15 protein-coding genes are annotated in these 13,687 nt (G+C 52.3%); 4 read left to right on the forward strand and 11 right to left on the reverse strand.

What is annotated here, in order from left to right; translation table 11 throughout:
* The first annotated feature begins 75 nt into the window (after nucleotides 1-75).
* Together ACO0LL_RS12660 and ACO0LL_RS12665 are read left to right on the forward strand one after the other, a co-directional pair.
* Complete coding sequence (locus ACO0LL_RS12660; protein ID WP_422951217.1) at nucleotides 76-1,179, forward strand: threonine aldolase family protein; 1,104 nt, start codon at nucleotides 76-78, stop codon at nucleotides 1,177-1,179.
* 116 nt (nucleotides 1,180-1,295) lie between these two features.
* A complete protein-coding gene (locus tag ACO0LL_RS12665; protein ID WP_422951218.1) occupies nucleotides 1,296-1,637 on the forward strand; it encodes a hypothetical protein in 342 nt (113 codons plus the stop codon).
* A gap of 32 nt (nucleotides 1,638-1,669) precedes the next feature.
* Here ACO0LL_RS12665 and ACO0LL_RS12670 read toward each other — a convergent pair whose 3' ends face one another.
* Together ACO0LL_RS12670 and ACO0LL_RS12675 are read right to left on the reverse strand one after the other, a co-directional pair.
* Nucleotides 1,670-3,103, reverse strand: a complete 1,434-nt coding sequence (locus ACO0LL_RS12670; protein ID WP_422951219.1) for an ATP-binding protein — start codon at nucleotides 3,101-3,103, stop codon at nucleotides 1,670-1,672.
* Nucleotides 3,100-3,810, reverse strand: coding sequence for a response regulator transcription factor (locus ACO0LL_RS12675; protein ID WP_422951220.1), 711 nt, complete (start codon nucleotides 3,808-3,810; stop codon nucleotides 3,100-3,102). Before ACO0LL_RS12675 ends, ACO0LL_RS12670 begins: the two co-directional genes overlap by 4 nt.
* 150 nt (nucleotides 3,811-3,960) lie before the next feature.
* Between ACO0LL_RS12675 and ACO0LL_RS12680 the strand changes: the two genes are divergently transcribed.
* The gene (locus tag ACO0LL_RS12680; protein ID WP_422951221.1) at nucleotides 3,961-5,034 is read left to right on the forward strand and encodes a hypothetical protein; all 1,074 of its coding nucleotides are present in this window, start codon (nucleotides 3,961-3,963) and stop codon (nucleotides 5,032-5,034) included.
* Here the strand turns inward: ACO0LL_RS12680 and ACO0LL_RS12685 are convergent.
* Nucleotides 5,029-5,505 (reverse strand): type II toxin-antitoxin system RatA family toxin, encoded by a 477-nt coding sequence (locus tag ACO0LL_RS12685; RefSeq protein WP_422951222.1) that lies wholly within the window; start codon nucleotides 5,503-5,505, stop codon nucleotides 5,029-5,031. The two genes, ACO0LL_RS12680 and ACO0LL_RS12685, sit on opposite strands and share 6 nt — an antisense overlap.
* A gap of 31 nt (nucleotides 5,506-5,536) precedes the next feature.
* Entirely contained in the window at nucleotides 5,537-6,328 is a 792-nt protein-coding gene (locus ACO0LL_RS12690) for a helix-turn-helix domain-containing protein (RefSeq protein WP_422951223.1), read from the reverse strand.
* 75 nt (nucleotides 6,329-6,403) lie between these two features.
* Here ACO0LL_RS12690 and ACO0LL_RS12695 point away from each other — a divergent pair, with 75 nt between their 5' ends.
* Complete coding sequence (locus ACO0LL_RS12695; RefSeq protein WP_422951224.1) at nucleotides 6,404-6,661, forward strand: hypothetical protein; 258 nt, start codon at nucleotides 6,404-6,406, stop codon at nucleotides 6,659-6,661.
* Between the two features lie 56 nt (nucleotides 6,662-6,717).
* Here the strand turns inward: ACO0LL_RS12695 and ACO0LL_RS12700 are convergent, their stop codons facing one another.
* The 7 genes from ACO0LL_RS12700 to ACO0LL_RS12730 form a co-directional block, all read right to left on the reverse strand.
* Entirely contained in the window at nucleotides 6,718-8,013 is a 1,296-nt protein-coding gene (locus ACO0LL_RS12700) for an acetamidase/formamidase family protein (protein ID WP_422951225.1), read from the reverse strand.
* A gap of 360 nt (nucleotides 8,014-8,373) precedes the next feature.
* On the reverse strand, nucleotides 8,374-8,859 hold the full coding sequence (locus tag ACO0LL_RS12705) for a hypothetical protein (protein WP_422951226.1): 486 nt from the start codon (nucleotides 8,857-8,859) through the stop codon (nucleotides 8,374-8,376).
* A gap of 39 nt (nucleotides 8,860-8,898) precedes the next feature.
* Nucleotides 8,899-10,245 (reverse strand): TAXI family TRAP transporter solute-binding subunit, encoded by a 1,347-nt coding sequence (locus ACO0LL_RS12710; protein WP_422951227.1) that lies wholly within the window; start codon nucleotides 10,243-10,245, stop codon nucleotides 8,899-8,901.
* Between the two features lie 2 nt (nucleotides 10,246-10,247).
* Nucleotides 10,248-11,048, reverse strand: coding sequence for a competence/damage-inducible protein A (locus ACO0LL_RS12715; protein WP_422951228.1), 801 nt, complete (start codon nucleotides 11,046-11,048; stop codon nucleotides 10,248-10,250).
* 20 nt (nucleotides 11,049-11,068) lie between these two features.
* Nucleotides 11,069-11,914 (reverse strand): EI24 domain-containing protein, encoded by an 846-nt coding sequence (locus ACO0LL_RS12720; RefSeq protein WP_422951229.1) that lies wholly within the window; start codon nucleotides 11,912-11,914, stop codon nucleotides 11,069-11,071.
* Complete coding sequence (locus tag ACO0LL_RS12725) at nucleotides 11,911-12,891, reverse strand: sterol desaturase family protein (protein ID WP_422951230.1); 981 nt, start codon at nucleotides 12,889-12,891, stop codon at nucleotides 11,911-11,913. Before ACO0LL_RS12725 ends, ACO0LL_RS12720 begins: the two co-directional genes overlap by 4 nt.
* On the reverse strand, nucleotides 12,891-13,655 hold the full coding sequence (locus tag ACO0LL_RS12730; RefSeq protein WP_422951279.1) for a polysaccharide deacetylase family protein: 765 nt from the start codon (nucleotides 13,653-13,655) through the stop codon (nucleotides 12,891-12,893). The genes ACO0LL_RS12725 and ACO0LL_RS12730 overlap by 1 nt, the downstream gene beginning before the upstream one ends.
* Between the last annotated feature and the right edge of the window lie 32 nt (nucleotides 13,656-13,687).

Genomic DNA, 13,687 nt, shown 5'->3' on the forward strand with positions numbered 1-13,687 from the left:
ACGATTTTAGCGTACAAGTGACGGTACTGACATGGCATACTGATGCTTGATTGAAACAATTTGCAGGAGAACCTTGTGACCGATGCTGAAATAAGCGCACTGCGCCAGAATTGTCATACCACTTTGCCCGGCCATCGTGCCGTCACGCCTGCAGAAACCTTTGCACGCATGGCAGCCTGGTCAGAAGAGCATCAGGTGCAACATGACACCTATGGTGAAGGTGAACTGGTGCAGTCGTTCGAAAGCAAGATCGCAGCTTTACTGGGCATGGAGGCAGGTCTGTTCTGCATCACCGGCACGCTGACCCAGGTTACTGCCTTGCGTCTGGCATGCGAAGAAAGAGGCAGCCCGCTGGTCGCCTTGCATGCGAGCTCGCATATCCTGGTTCATGAAAAAAGCAATTATCAGTTGCTTGATCATTTCAAGGCCGTGCAGGTCGGCAACCCGTATCGACCCTGGACACTGAAGGACTTGCAGGCTCAGCCCGAGAAAATCGCTGCGGCACAATATGAATTGCCCATGCGCGAAATAGGCGGTCAATTACCGGACTGGGAAGAGTTGAACGCCATCAAGGCCCATTGCCGCCAGCAGGATATACATCTGCATATGGATGGTGCGCGCCTGTGGGAAGCTGCCGCCGGTTATGGCCGCAGCCTGGCAGAAGTAAGCGCAGGTTTTGATACCGTCTATGTCTCGTTCTATAAAGGTATAGCTGGCCTGGGTGGTGCCATGCTGCTGGGCAGTGCCGATTTCATTGCCAGAGCACGTGTCTGGATGCACAGGCAAGGCGGCAGTGTATTCCGCCGCAGCCCCTATGTCGTCGCTGCTGCGATGCAGTTTGATCAAAGGCTGGCTGCCCTGCCCGCCTGCTACGCCCGCACCCTTTGGTTGTTTGACGAATTGCGCGCTTATCCTGAATTCAACACCAATCCCGCCGCACCACAATGCAATATGCTGCACCTGTATCTGGCGACAGACCGGGATACTGCCATCGCCATCCGCAACCGCATTGCGCAAGAACACGGGATATGGCTGTTCAATAATGCCGTGCACACTGCCTTGCCCGGGCAATGTATGTTCGAGTGGTATATAGGCGATAACCTGCTTGCCATCCCAGACGAAAAGCTAAGACAGGCATTGCAACTATTGGCGCAGGCACTCAAAAAGGACCCACACTGAAGCCGCTTGCAAGCAGCAGGCCAGCGCTATGTGACTTATCGCACATACAAAACTTTATATCTTTATTAAGCTACTTGACATCGTTTCATTTTTTTAAGAAACGTCAAGGAGAAATAATGATAAGCCTGCTCAATCTGCAGTCCGACAAGGTCAAGTACAACCCCAATCACCTGTTTGATACGCTCATCAGGCGCCTGCATCTGAAAAATGATGCTGCACTGGCAAAAATGCTGGATGTGGCACCACCGGTGATCAGCAAAATCCGTCACTTGCGTTTGCCTATAGGTGCGTCGCTGATGATCAGCATGCATGAAATCAGTGGCCTCACGATCAAGGAATTACGCGCTCTGATGGGCGATAAAAGGGAAACCTTCCGCATTACGGACTCGCAATTAAAACCCGCGCTCGCGAAGTCACGCCCCAAAAGCAAAGAACAGTCCATGAGCCACCAGTACTGACAACAGTACCAAACTCAGGCTTAATTCGCTGATCAGGAATATCGTCTGGGAAAAGTCAGGTTCAGGCGTGCACCGGGGTACTCGCTGCGGGCTTCGCCATTAGCTATCTCGTAATTGCCGCCATGCAATTCGACTATAGACTTGATGATGACTGAACCCAGGCCCAGCGATATTCCCGCCTGCCTGCTTGGCAAACCCTGGAACAGGAGGCGGGTGTCGCGCCTCTGACCAAAGCGGAACATGGCATCGGCAGACAATCCGGGGCCGTCGTCCTCAATAGTCAATGCCAGCACTGTATCAATAGCAGACAGGCGTATGCGAACCCTGCTTTGCGCATATCTGGCAGCATTCTCAAAAACATTACGCAAGAGTCTGGATATCAGGTAAGTATCACCGGTAATAAACCCGCTCTGCTGGCTACCGTGTTCACAGTCAGCGTCTATCTTCAGCACAAACTCTATGGCCTGATCTGCCTGCTGTTGCATGTGTGCGGCATGGCCTGTTTCGGCTTTTAGCAAGTCGCATAAATCCACACTGCTGGCCTGGTTACGGTAACGTGGCTCATCAATATTGGCGATAAAGAACAGGTCATCGATGAGCTTGGTGAAATAATCCAGTTCATTACTGACGACAGTGAAAAACTCTTCACGTTCCTGCTGTTCCATCGCGTCACCATGCACAGACAGGGTATCAATCGCGGTACGCAAACTGGTCAATGGCGTGCGCAAATCATGACCCAGCTCTTGCAAAAGTTCGCGTCTGGTTTTTTCTATGGCTTGCAACTGCAAGACCAAGCGCTGTATTTCATTGGCCATGGCATTGAAATGCTGCATCAGACCACCTATCGCATCCAGCCTGCCAGAGGTAAAACGTGCGCTCAGGTTACCGGCCTCCATGTCTTGAATCACTTTTCGCGCTTCTGCCGACCGCATGCGAAGATATAGCGTCAACAATAACAAGCCCAGCAAAATTGCAGTAACAAGTGTCACCACGAACAAAGTCGCCATGGTAAAAAATGCGCCACGTGCAGGTGTGCCCGGATTATGTATCAGTAAATAACTGGGCCGGTCTGACTGCAGGCGCACAATGGCAGAAGCTACCGTCCCAGAAAAAAATCGCCCGCGCGCTATTACCTCATGGATTACTCCTGGTTTGGCCCGCTGCAAAAGCGCGGCTGGTGGAATGGCATCTGCCGGGCTGCTGGCGAGTATCTGATTGTCTGCATTCACTATCCACATTTCCAGCGGGATCGCCGGTGACTCGCTGCGGTAAGTCTGTACAAGACGGAGCCCCTCTGCGTAATCATGCCCTTCCACAATGCGGGCGATAAACAGATACATGCTGCGCTGTACTTCGTCCCCGGGGCGCGTAGTTACTTCCCTGATCATCCACAGATAGAACAGACTCAGCAGCAATGCAAAAAATACGCTGATCGCAAAAAACCGCAACCATAATGAACGACTCATGCATGCTCCAGTTTATAACCTATGCCATAAATGGCGACGATACGCTCAGTCGCACCGGCATCCTTTAATTTACGGCGCAAATGGCTAAGGTGGGAATCGATGGTGCGGTCGTAAATGATATTACTGTCCTCAAACTGACTCAGTATCTGCTCACGGGTGATAGCGTCACCATTGGCACGTACCAGCAACATCAGCACATCATATTCTTTCTTGCCCAATTGTAGCGGTACTCCTCTGGCACTGACATTGCGGCGCTGTACATCCATCTCTATATCACCAAAACTGATGACCGCCCTTGGCTCCCTGGCTGGCTGTGCCCTGACCAATAGACGGCGCATACGGGCACTAAGTTCCCGCAGCCCACAGGGCTTGCGTATGTAATCGTCGGCACCGCCTTCCATGCTGGCGACCACGGCGCTTTCGTCGGTCCTGGCAGACAACATCAATATCGGCGTTGCCGGGTGCAATGCGCGCAATGCACTGCACAGGCTGATGCCGTCACCATCAGGCAGGCCCACATCCAGCAATATCAGTTCGAAGGCCTGCTGCTCCAGTAACTGCATGGCGATAGCAATGCTGCCTGCATGGCTGAGTTCAAAACCCTCATAGCGCAAGCCCATACTCAAAGTACGGGCGATCATGGGGTCATCTTCTACAAGCAGGACGGTAGTGGCAGGATTCATGGAGTTTGAAACATGTGGTAACAAAGTTTACTCCTTCATTTTGCCATATTGCGGAGAACGAGAAACTCTTCCATCAAAATTACAGGATTCATGTTTACAGTTTCTGACAGCGGGCCTGCACCTCTCGATCTGACAAGCGGGTCCGTCCATTATCTGTTCCCTACTGGAGATAACATGAACTATCCTGCTTCCGCGCTGAGCCTTGCCACTATGGCGGCTGCAGCCAGCTTGCTGAGTGCCTGTGGCGGTGGTAGCCCTGGCAGTCCTGGCACTACAACTGATGCTGTACCACCCGTTTCGGCCAGTGCTACCAATTCCACCATCCGCCTTACCGCTGCCATCGCGGTAGCCAGGAATGCAGCAAGCACAGACCCCATGTGCACCACCGACAAGCTGGGCGATTTTTACTGGGAAATCGGCAATGCCACCGACAATGCTCCCATAGTCTCTGCTTCGCAAGGCGCTGGCAGCGTCAAATCAAACACCTACTTCAATATTGCCTCTGCCTCGAAATGGATATTTGGTGCCTATGTGCTGGAAAAAAAAGGCATCAACCAGGTACGCAGCAACAATACCCTGAAGGATGGTTTGCGCTTCATGTCCGGTTATACCGGCTTCGATGAAGATGCCTGTGCTGGCACTCAGAATGTATCTGATTGCTATAAAGCCGGTATGGGCACTAACACTGACAAACCCAACCCACTAACCGAGAACAGATTTGACTATGACAGCGGACATGACCAAAAGCTGGCGGTTGTAGATCTGGGCCTGGGCAATTTCACGGCAAACCAGCTGGATACGGAATACCAGAACACCATAGGCCTGAGCAAGGGTTTCAACATGGCAGCGCTTGATCCGCTGATGGCAGGCGGCATGATGGGTACAGCCACCGACTATGCACTATTCCTCAAAAAAATCATGAAGCAGGAACTGGTCATAGGCAGCTACCTCGGCGACGAGGCAGTCTGTGCCCTGCCTTCTGCCTGCCCCGGCAAGGTGGTGTTCTCACCCATATTGCTGATGAATGAACCCTGGACTTACTCTTACAATCACTGGGTAGAATCAGAGAAAGGCAATGGCAGTATTGATGCGTATTCCAGCCCGGGCAAATGGGGTTTCTACCCATGGATCAGCCCTGACAGGAAATACTATGGCATTTTGTCGCGCCACGATAAGGCAGCCGGAGCTTACGTGGAATCCGTCAAATGCGGCCGTCAGATACGCAAGGCCTTCATGAATGCCTTATGAAGCAACAGGATGCGCGGGCGGCAAGACTGCAAATTGCCGCTCTGCATAGGCTGTCAGTGCGACGATGCGCTTTTCTGTCTCGCGTTTGAATTTCAGACACAAGATAGGCGTCAGCAACCATGACAGCCAGCGTGGTTTGGCCGTGATGTTATACGAGAAGCGCACACGGGTCAGCCCGTCAGACAAGGCCTTGAAGTGCCAGCCACCGGCAAATTGATCAAAAATATAGGGACCGCTGACCATCTTGACGGCGGCTACTTCATTTGGTTTATACGATACATATTCGATATCCATCGCCAGGCCATTGCCGTCTATGCAGCGTGCCTGCGCACCTACTGCGGCCTGTTTTGCGTTCAGCAGATAGGACTCGGTAGTCAAGGTATCCCATTCTTGCCTGAGAGTGTAATCCTGGGTCAGGTCAAACAGATACTTGGCACTGGCCTTGACTTCAAATTCATGTTTGATCAGCATATCTTGCCCTATGATTTTAATGGAAGAGAACTCATTGATCGTCTGGCGAAAACTGGCTCGGTGGTACACCAAAGTGCCGCTTGAACATGGCGATAAAGGCACTCAGACTATCGTAACCCAGTTCAAGTGCGATGCTGGTAACGGTAACCCCTGCTGCCAGCAATTCCAGCGCCCGCATGAGTCTGGCGCGTTGCCGCCAGTCAGAAAAACTCATGCCGGTCTCGTCAGCAAAATGGCGGGTCATGCTGCGTGGGGCGATGCCCGCCCAGGTCGCCCACTCTTGCATGGGACGAGGGTCGCCGGGATTTTCCAATAATGCACTGGCAATTTTGACGAGACGGCGGTCAGTGGGCATGGCGAGTACAAAATCTTGAGGTGGCAGGCCAGACACTTCATCGACGATGACGGCAAGTATACGCTCTTGAGCAGCACTCAACTGATCGCTGACACCCCAACCAGCTGCGCGTAAAACCGATTCACGCAATAAACCGGATACCGGAAACACCTGGGTCTTGGCAGGCAGCGCTTCTGAAGGTGTGAGATAGGCACTCCAGCCATTGAACAGATGGCTGGTACGCAAGGCATGGGGGATAAACGGTGGCAGCCAGATGGCATAGCCCTGAGGTACGACGAGATGCTGCTGTTCTGCTTCAAGCACCAGCACACCTGTCGTTGCCGCCAGCAACTGGCCGCGGGTATGGCTGTGTTCTGGCGTCATCCTCGCATGGGCCTTGCTGGTGACAGCATAGGCGATCGCCCCGCCATCCGCATTGGCGTGCTCGGGATTGATCAGTGGTAAGGGCTTGGCCTCAGTTCGACACATGTTGGCATTATATCGCAAGCGACTTTGGGGCATGAAGCGCAAACTTCAGTCTCCATTCACCCACAAGGAAACAACATGAAAGCCGAAGACATACTCCCAGATCACATCAACACAACGACTATTGACGGCCTGACTATCAGAAAAGGCACGGTCGCTGCCTTCGTGGTCAATGCAAAGACCTACCTGCAGCCAGACAGTTCAGCGGACGAGCGCGCTGATGCAAAAACAGCCGTAATCGAAGCCCTGCCCGCCTTGAAGGCTTTAGGTATCTTTGATGTGTTCGCTATTGCAGACCCTGGCCTGCGTGACATGCTGGCCGCACATCAGTCATAACCCGGCTCCGGCCATGCAGATCGTCAATGAGGCAGCCATTACCCTGGTTATTGTCCTTATTGACGGCGCAGGTTTGCCACCAGCACAGTCTTGTCGAGTTTTGCTGCCACACCGACGCTGCGCCCCGCCAGATTGGGAATACTGAAATGAATTGCACTACCCAAAATCTGCGCGCACTCTGACAGACTGAGACCGTAATCCTGTTGCAGCCACTGCACCATACCGCCGGTTGCTGCCCGCAGGGCATCATCCAGTGAACCGGCCTGGCCCAATACCATGATCTGCGTTGGCGACTCTACTCTTGGTGCATTGACAGATTTCCCTTTAATGACATCCACGGAAAACTCCACGTCCATGGATGTTTCCAATGCATATTGCGAAGTCTCGCCATCCCCCTGCAAGGCATGGGCGTCACCCAGATACAACAAGGCACCAGGTTGCTGCACAGTCAGATAAACGGTATTACCTTCAACGACCTCGTTAAAATCCATATTGCCCCCAAAGCGGCCAGTATCACCTGTAGATACAGGTGGCGAACCATTGCCCGGCGCAACCGCCAGCCCTCCAAGCATGGGGCGCACTGGCAAACTCAAATTACGCAAACCTTCTGTCGGTTTTTCCGGGCTGGCCAAACCACGTTCCCTATCCAGCTTCCAGCGTATGGGCTTGCCAAGATTTGTGGCTTTGGCTGCGAGTGCAGTACCCATTGCCCTGCCGACGATACTGTCAAGGCTGTCGGCATAATCACGGTTCAGGCGCAAGCGTTTAAGATGGATGACCAGCGTATCGCCCGGCTCTGCAGTGCCGACAAAAAACGGGCCAGTCTGTGGATTGCCATACAAGGCTTTGGTAACGCCATTTTCATCGACGCCGCCAGAGTCTATGGTCTTGGTATGCACTGTATCGCCCGGCCAGATCGTCATCACTGGCAGACGGTGCGGGTCGAATTCATTGGAATAATCTGTGGGCTGGAAATCGTATTTTCGTGCCGCTCCGGCAGGGCGAGCAGGTATCCTGCGTGCACTGAATGTGTGCGCGGCTCTTGCCTGCGGATTATTGGTATCAGGAAAATCAGCCGTGCCCTGCATGGCATCTTTGCTGACTGTACCGACATAGGAATACTTTGCCTTGTCAGCATCCGTTACCGTGAACTCTATGCCTTTGGCGGTGCGCGTACCAAGAAGCTGATCACCATCAAGCTTGCCGCTGATGCTGCCGCCATTTACTGTCAGGCTCAAGGTCTGATAAGAACGGTTACCCCATCTGTCGACTTGCAATAGCCAATGCTCCTCATCTGCTGCAGTCGCCAGACAAGGGGCAAGAAAAATCAATAACATCGCGTATCGCAGCATATTTTTTCCCGTGAAAAAAACTAAATGTAGCTGCAATACTAAATTATTCTGCTCCTAAGCTTCATTAAATGCGATGAACTGCCAATTACCATGCACAGACTGCAAACACATCATTAGGACTTACGCAAAACCGCCCCAGCTGCGTTGCAGCGCCTCTCCTAGGAGCCGCGTACTAAAGTACTGTCTTCGTCGCTACGGTGTAGTCGGGGTTTCAGGCAATACATTGTCTGCCGACGGAACAAACCTCCCTTACCAGGGAGGTTTCCTTGGCGATAGCCTTGCTGGGACAATTTTGCGTAAGTCCTAATCGTTTAGTTTGCGTTAATTTGCGTTGGCTTACCTCACCGACGCATGATGAAATCATGGTTTTGCCTTGCTTTGACGAATTTCCAGTGCCTTGGCCAGCAATTCATCAGCACTCCAGTGCCGCGTCAGCCACACCGTAAGTGCCTCGCCGGAGATGTGCCAATTCACCATACGGCGGTCTTGCAGGTGATCGTAATTATAGTTTCTGGCAACATACCAGGCCAAGCGTAAGCCAGCAGGGTCGGACTTATCCAGCAACAGAGAATATATTTCATAGGGCGTTAAGACCTCTACTTGCATAGCTCCCTGCTCTTTCAATTCTTTCCAGATCAGCGCTTTGTCTTCTGGGCTAAGCACCGCGATTTTGGCATGTTCGGGCCGGCCTGTAATGTTTGATAAACCGTATGCATACAATAGCCAGGGACCACTCAACAGCACCAGAAAGATGAGACATAAAACTGCAGCCAGGCTCTTTAAGAACAGTCTGTATAAGCGAGGGGCGGTATATTTGCTTTCACTGGTAGTTTTTTTCTCAAGCATAAATTTGCTTTAAAAATCCTTACTGGAAGTACAGGTCCATTACTGCGCCGCCTGCCCCATGGATACAGCCAGCATCGCCTGCACTCTTGAGCGCACAAAAGCGATATGGCTGCGCAAGCCATATAATTCCTCGGCATAGGACAAGGGTATGGTGATACGGTTGACTTTTTCTTCTATCTCATCGAGATGGCGCAACTGTTTCTCTGCAACGCTATGCCTGTCCTCTGCTGCGACTTCTTCTATCGCCTGCTCCACCAGCCGCAATTGCCCATACCAGCGGTAAATGCGCGAGCGTATGCGCCAGACATATAAGGGTGGGATGATCTTTGACAGTGGCAGGAACAAGGCACCAAGGGCGACGATGACGACCCACATGCGCTCGATGAAGTTGGCAATCCAGAAGCTCAGGTAACGCTGCAACACAGGCGGGCCGTTCTTATAGAATTTCTCGGCCTCATGTGCTACTGGTATTTCAGTATATTTATCGGAGGGGAACTCGCCCTGGCGGCTGAACCAGTCTGCGCCGCTATGTATCCTGTGCGCTGCCTGCAGCAGCAAACCCATCAGGGCCGGATGCAGGCTTTCATGGGCGACCAGGGTCGCTGTTGGTGCAATCAAGTGATAATCACGGGCAGGAATATCCTTGCCTATATCGACAATACCGCGCGGCAGCACGACATGTGACAAGAACGGGAAGCGCCTTGTATACGCCTCTGCCTGGACGAAATCAAACAGGCGTATACCGGGAGTCAGCAATAACATCTGCACCAGCGGCGAATCACTGGCAGAGCTGAAAATCAATACATCAACTTTGCCATCCAGCAAAGCAGCCGTGCCCGGCGTATCAGCCAGTTTTTGTATGCTGACGTCTTCTTCTGACATGCCGTTGACACTTAAAATCTGGCTGAACAGTTTGGCGACGCCGTTACCATCAGGGCCAACATTGACAGTCTTGCCCTTGAACTGGCTAATCGTGGTGACTTCTTTGGGGCTGCGGTAAAATACCCAGATAGGCTCATAAAACAAGCTGCCCAGTGAGATCAGGCCACGTTCATGCGCTTGTGCTTCATCACTCGAACCACTGCGCACAAAGCCCACTTCAATTTCAGAATCAGGGTCACTGATGCGGCTCAGGTTTTCTTCTGATCCTTGCGACACTTGCTGGCGCAGGGTGATCTGGTTTTTTTGCAATTCTTGCGCATAGCGTTTGGCAAAGCGCTCATAAGAACCATTCTCCTGCCCACTGGAAATATCGATCACACGCGGTGGCGCAGGATCTACCAGCCAGTAACCAACACCACAGACTATCACCACCATCAGCGTGATCGGGCCAAATGCGACCAGCAGATCACGCAGATTGAAGAGAGTGAATTTGATCTTTTGCATGTTCAAGCAGGCTTGGCAGGCGTGGGGATGTATTCGGATTTCAGTTGCTGCAAGCCTTCCAGCATTTTTTGATAGGCAACAAGCACTTGTTGCTCATCGCCCTTGACGCCCAGTTCTATATGCCTGCGTTCTGTCTCACTGCCAACAGTAGGCAGGCTGAAAACTTTGATCAGCGGGAAATCGGCTTCCAGTTGCTCCATCAGAGGTGTGACGATGGATTCAGCCATTTCATATACCAGTACTGATTGTTCAAACTGTGCATGCTGATTGAACAGATGAGAAAAATACGTATCGAGCACCCATTCCAGCATGGGCCAGGCCATGACCGGAAAGCCGGGAACAAAGAAGTGGTTGCGTATGGAAAAACCGGCGATCTTGTTGAAAGGATTGGGGATGATATCGGCCCCAAGCGGGAACTCGCCCATCTTCAACCTGTGCAAATGGTCAGGCGTCGTCAGGTCGGCCACTTCGCCTTTTTCTTTGGCGATATCCATGATGCGTTCCTGTATCAGCAGTTTGGCTTCTGGATGCAGAACGACAGGTAAATCCAGCGCCGCTGCTGCGCATTGACGGGTATGGTCGTCTGGTGTTGCACCTATGCCCCCGGTAGAAAACACCACGTCACCACTGGCAAAGCTGCGCTTCAGAGTCGATGTAATGCGCTCGCGGTTGTCGCCTATATACTCAACCCAGTCAAGCTGCATGCCACGCGCCTTCAGCAAGGCGATGACTTTGGACATGTGCTTGTCTTCGCGTTTACCAGATAAAATCTCATCGCCAACGATAATCAGACCGATTGCCACGATTTCTCCTTATTTTTATATTACAGGCTGGGCAGTGTTTGCGGAATTGGCGCCCCTGCCTGGGGCGCTACGCTACGGTGACGCTGCAAGGCTTCCAGGCAGTAATGCTGGAACCACAGTCCGGTAAAGACAAACACCAGTACATAAACCCAGATCGCCACGCCTGCGATCACAGGCAAGAACAGGGTAGAGACAACCCCGCCAAGCCACAACAAACCAGGTGCTGCGCCAAACAGGCCTGCAATGATGCCTATAGACAGCAAAGACCAGCGATGCTCCTGAATCAGGCTGGCACGCTCATCTGCATCCGCATGCAGGGCCAGTGCATCGTACACCATGACCCGGTAAGTCAGCCAGCCCCATAAAAGCGGTTGCAGCACCAGGCCAACGAAGGGGATCAGGTTCAGCGGCAAACTCACAAACCAGATCAGCGCAAAAATGAGGAAAGAAGATAAGGAATGTCCCATGCTACCGAGGAACGTGCCGCCGTTCTTTTGTTCCAGCTCAGGGTAATCACGCATACCCACATGTTTGCTGATGGCGGGCATGGCAAACACCGCTATGCACATCAATGAGGTAAATATCATCAATGGCAAAAGTACCCACATCGCCACCAGCGGTACGACCACCATCTTGAGAGCAATCAGGCCGACTATGTTGAGAACACTGCTTACCCTTGCAAAACCATCATGTTCGCTCAACCAGGCCTGGATAAAATCCATCATTGCTTGCAAGCCCCACCACATGGCAGCGCCCCATAAAATGAGGGCGACCATAAAAGGCAAAAAAGTCAGCAGCAGCATACGGTAATGCAATTGCGCTGCTACTGCCCTGCCCCAGGCCCGCATCACGGATGCGATATTCATGATTGTTTTTCCTTGTCAAATCCAAACATGCGCTTTAAACCCAGCCATTGCTGTGACCAGAATCCCTCGCCATAGTTGCGTGCGCTGCCTTCCGGTGCGGGTAACTGGTCACGTATGCCAGTCAGCGAAAATTCTTTGGCGAACAGCGCGGTACCAAACAATACATCCCAGATGGGGAACAACACCGCAAAGTTATGCCCGCCAAGGGTACCCTTGCCATGGGTCTCATGGCCTATGCCTATGGCATGATGGGTACGGTGGTAACGTGGTGACACCAGCAGGTATTCACCGATGCGGCCAAAATGGATGCGTACGTTTGCATGTTGCAGGCTTTGCAGCATTTGTGATGCCATGACCAGCATGACATATTGCCCTGGCTCTACGCCAATGACAATTGCAATCAAACCCATATAAATGTCGCGGATAAAATCATCGAGCAGGTGATTGCGGTTATCGCTCCACAAATTCATGTCGCGCTGGCTATGGTGCAGGCTATGCAATGCCCACCACCAGTTGAACTGGTGCTCGGCACGGTGATACCAGTAGTCAAAAAAGTCCAGCACCACCAGATACACCAAAAACAGCAGAACCGGATATTGCAACATATCTGGCCAGATGTTTTCCAGGTTGAAGGGGTTCACGCCTTGCAGGTGCAGCAGGGCCGTGAGTTGATCAAGCAAGGGGTCAAGCACAAAAAACACGAGGATGGAAAAAGCCCCCAGCCTGTGCAAGGCGGTATAGATGAAATCATTCCAGCGTGCATAGCGGTTCTTGATCTCATGCACGGGCATCCAGGATTCCAGCGGGCGCAAGATGATGAACAGCACGATCAATTGCAAAACGCCGAGCATGAACCATTCGACGCCTTCATAGGAGTCTTCTACAAATTCACCCAGTCCCAGATTAAACATGGCGGGCTGCACTATCGTTTCAAAAATCCAGGCTTGCAGATTCGTGAACAGATCGGAAATAGTCATTATTTTTTCTGCTGAAGTAAATTTTGATAAGCGGGGTGTTCGCGTAGAGTAGCAAAACAATAGGATTTTTGCTCAAGGCCGCTAAGCAGTGGCTCCAGGTTTTCTGGTGCCCAGGCCTGCTTGCGTGACCATATGCCCAGATGTGCCATGAAAATATCGCCATCCCTGAGCTTGTCGAGTGCCCGCCTGAGCAGCATTGGGTTGCTGAATTTTTCGCTGGATAATTCATCGCCAGAAAACCCGGCAGGTGACCAGCCTACATGCATGTAGCCACAAGCCTGCCCGGCCTTCAACAAATTGGGCGTGAGTTTGCCACCCGGCGCGCGCCACAAAGGATCCAGCTTTTTACCCGTCAGGGCGAAGAAGCGCTGATCAACACGGCGTAGCTCCTGGCAATATTCTTTTGCTGTCCATTGCAGGGTTTGGCCGGCTTGCGCACCAAACTGCGGCTTGACGGCAATACGTCCGTCAGGCAGGTCGCCAACGACATACACGTGATCAAAGCTGTGGGTGCCAAAAGCATGGCCTTCATCGGCCAGTTTTTTCCAGTAGGGCGACCAGCTCATGTCCAGCGAATAGTCGCCTTGCACAGTCTTTTCATTCGCCAGAAAAAAAGTCGCCTTGATTTGATGGCGGCGCAAGGTCGCAGCAATCAGTTCTGCCTGCGACTGGCTGCCGGTATCAAAAGTCAGGTAGATGGTCCCTTTGCAGTTGCCCGCTGCCGTCGCTGCAATTACCGCAGGCGAGCACAGCATGGCCACCATGGACACAACGGCCACACCTGCAGGCCACTGCA

Source organism: Undibacterium sp. TC4M20W (assembly GCF_049340245.1).
Classification (GTDB): domain Bacteria; phylum Pseudomonadota; class Gammaproteobacteria; order Burkholderiales; family Burkholderiaceae_D; genus Undibacterium.

Coding starts and splice junctions, on each gene's coding strand:
- ACO0LL_RS12685 (WP_422951222.1), bottom strand. CDS start 5,505: ATGCTGATCAAACATGAATTTGAAGTCAAGGCCAGTGCCAAGTATCTG.
- ACO0LL_RS12695 (WP_422951224.1), top strand. CDS start 6,404: ATGAAAGCCGAAGACATACTCCCAGATCACATCAACACAACGACTATT.
- ACO0LL_RS12680 (WP_422951221.1), top strand. CDS start 3,961: ATGAACTATCCTGCTTCCGCGCTGAGCCTTGCCACTATGGCGGCTGCA.
- ACO0LL_RS12690 (WP_422951223.1), bottom strand. CDS start 6,328: ATGTGTCGAACTGAGGCCAAGCCCTTACCACTGATCAATCCCGAGCAC.
- ACO0LL_RS12725 (WP_422951230.1), bottom strand. CDS start 12,891: ATGACTATTTCCGATCTGTTCACGAATCTGCAAGCCTGGATTTTTGAA.
- ACO0LL_RS12705 (WP_422951226.1), bottom strand. CDS start 8,859: ATGCTTGAGAAAAAAACTACCAGTGAAAGCAAATATACCGCCCCTCGC.
- ACO0LL_RS12670 (WP_422951219.1), bottom strand. CDS start 3,103: ATGAGTCGTTCATTATGGTTGCGGTTTTTTGCGATCAGCGTATTTTTT.
- ACO0LL_RS12730 (WP_422951279.1), bottom strand. CDS start 13,655: ATGGTGGCCATGCTGTGCTCGCCTGCGGTAATTGCAGCGACGGCAGCG.
- ACO0LL_RS12710 (WP_422951227.1), bottom strand. CDS start 10,245: ATGCAAAAGATCAAATTCACTCTCTTCAATCTGCGTGATCTGCTGGTC.
- ACO0LL_RS12720 (WP_422951229.1), bottom strand. CDS start 11,914: ATGAATATCGCATCCGTGATGCGGGCCTGGGGCAGGGCAGTAGCAGCG.
- ACO0LL_RS12665 (WP_422951218.1), top strand. CDS start 1,296: ATGATAAGCCTGCTCAATCTGCAGTCCGACAAGGTCAAGTACAACCCC.
- ACO0LL_RS12700 (WP_422951225.1), bottom strand. CDS start 8,013: ATGCTGCGATACGCGATGTTATTGATTTTTCTTGCCCCTTGTCTGGCG.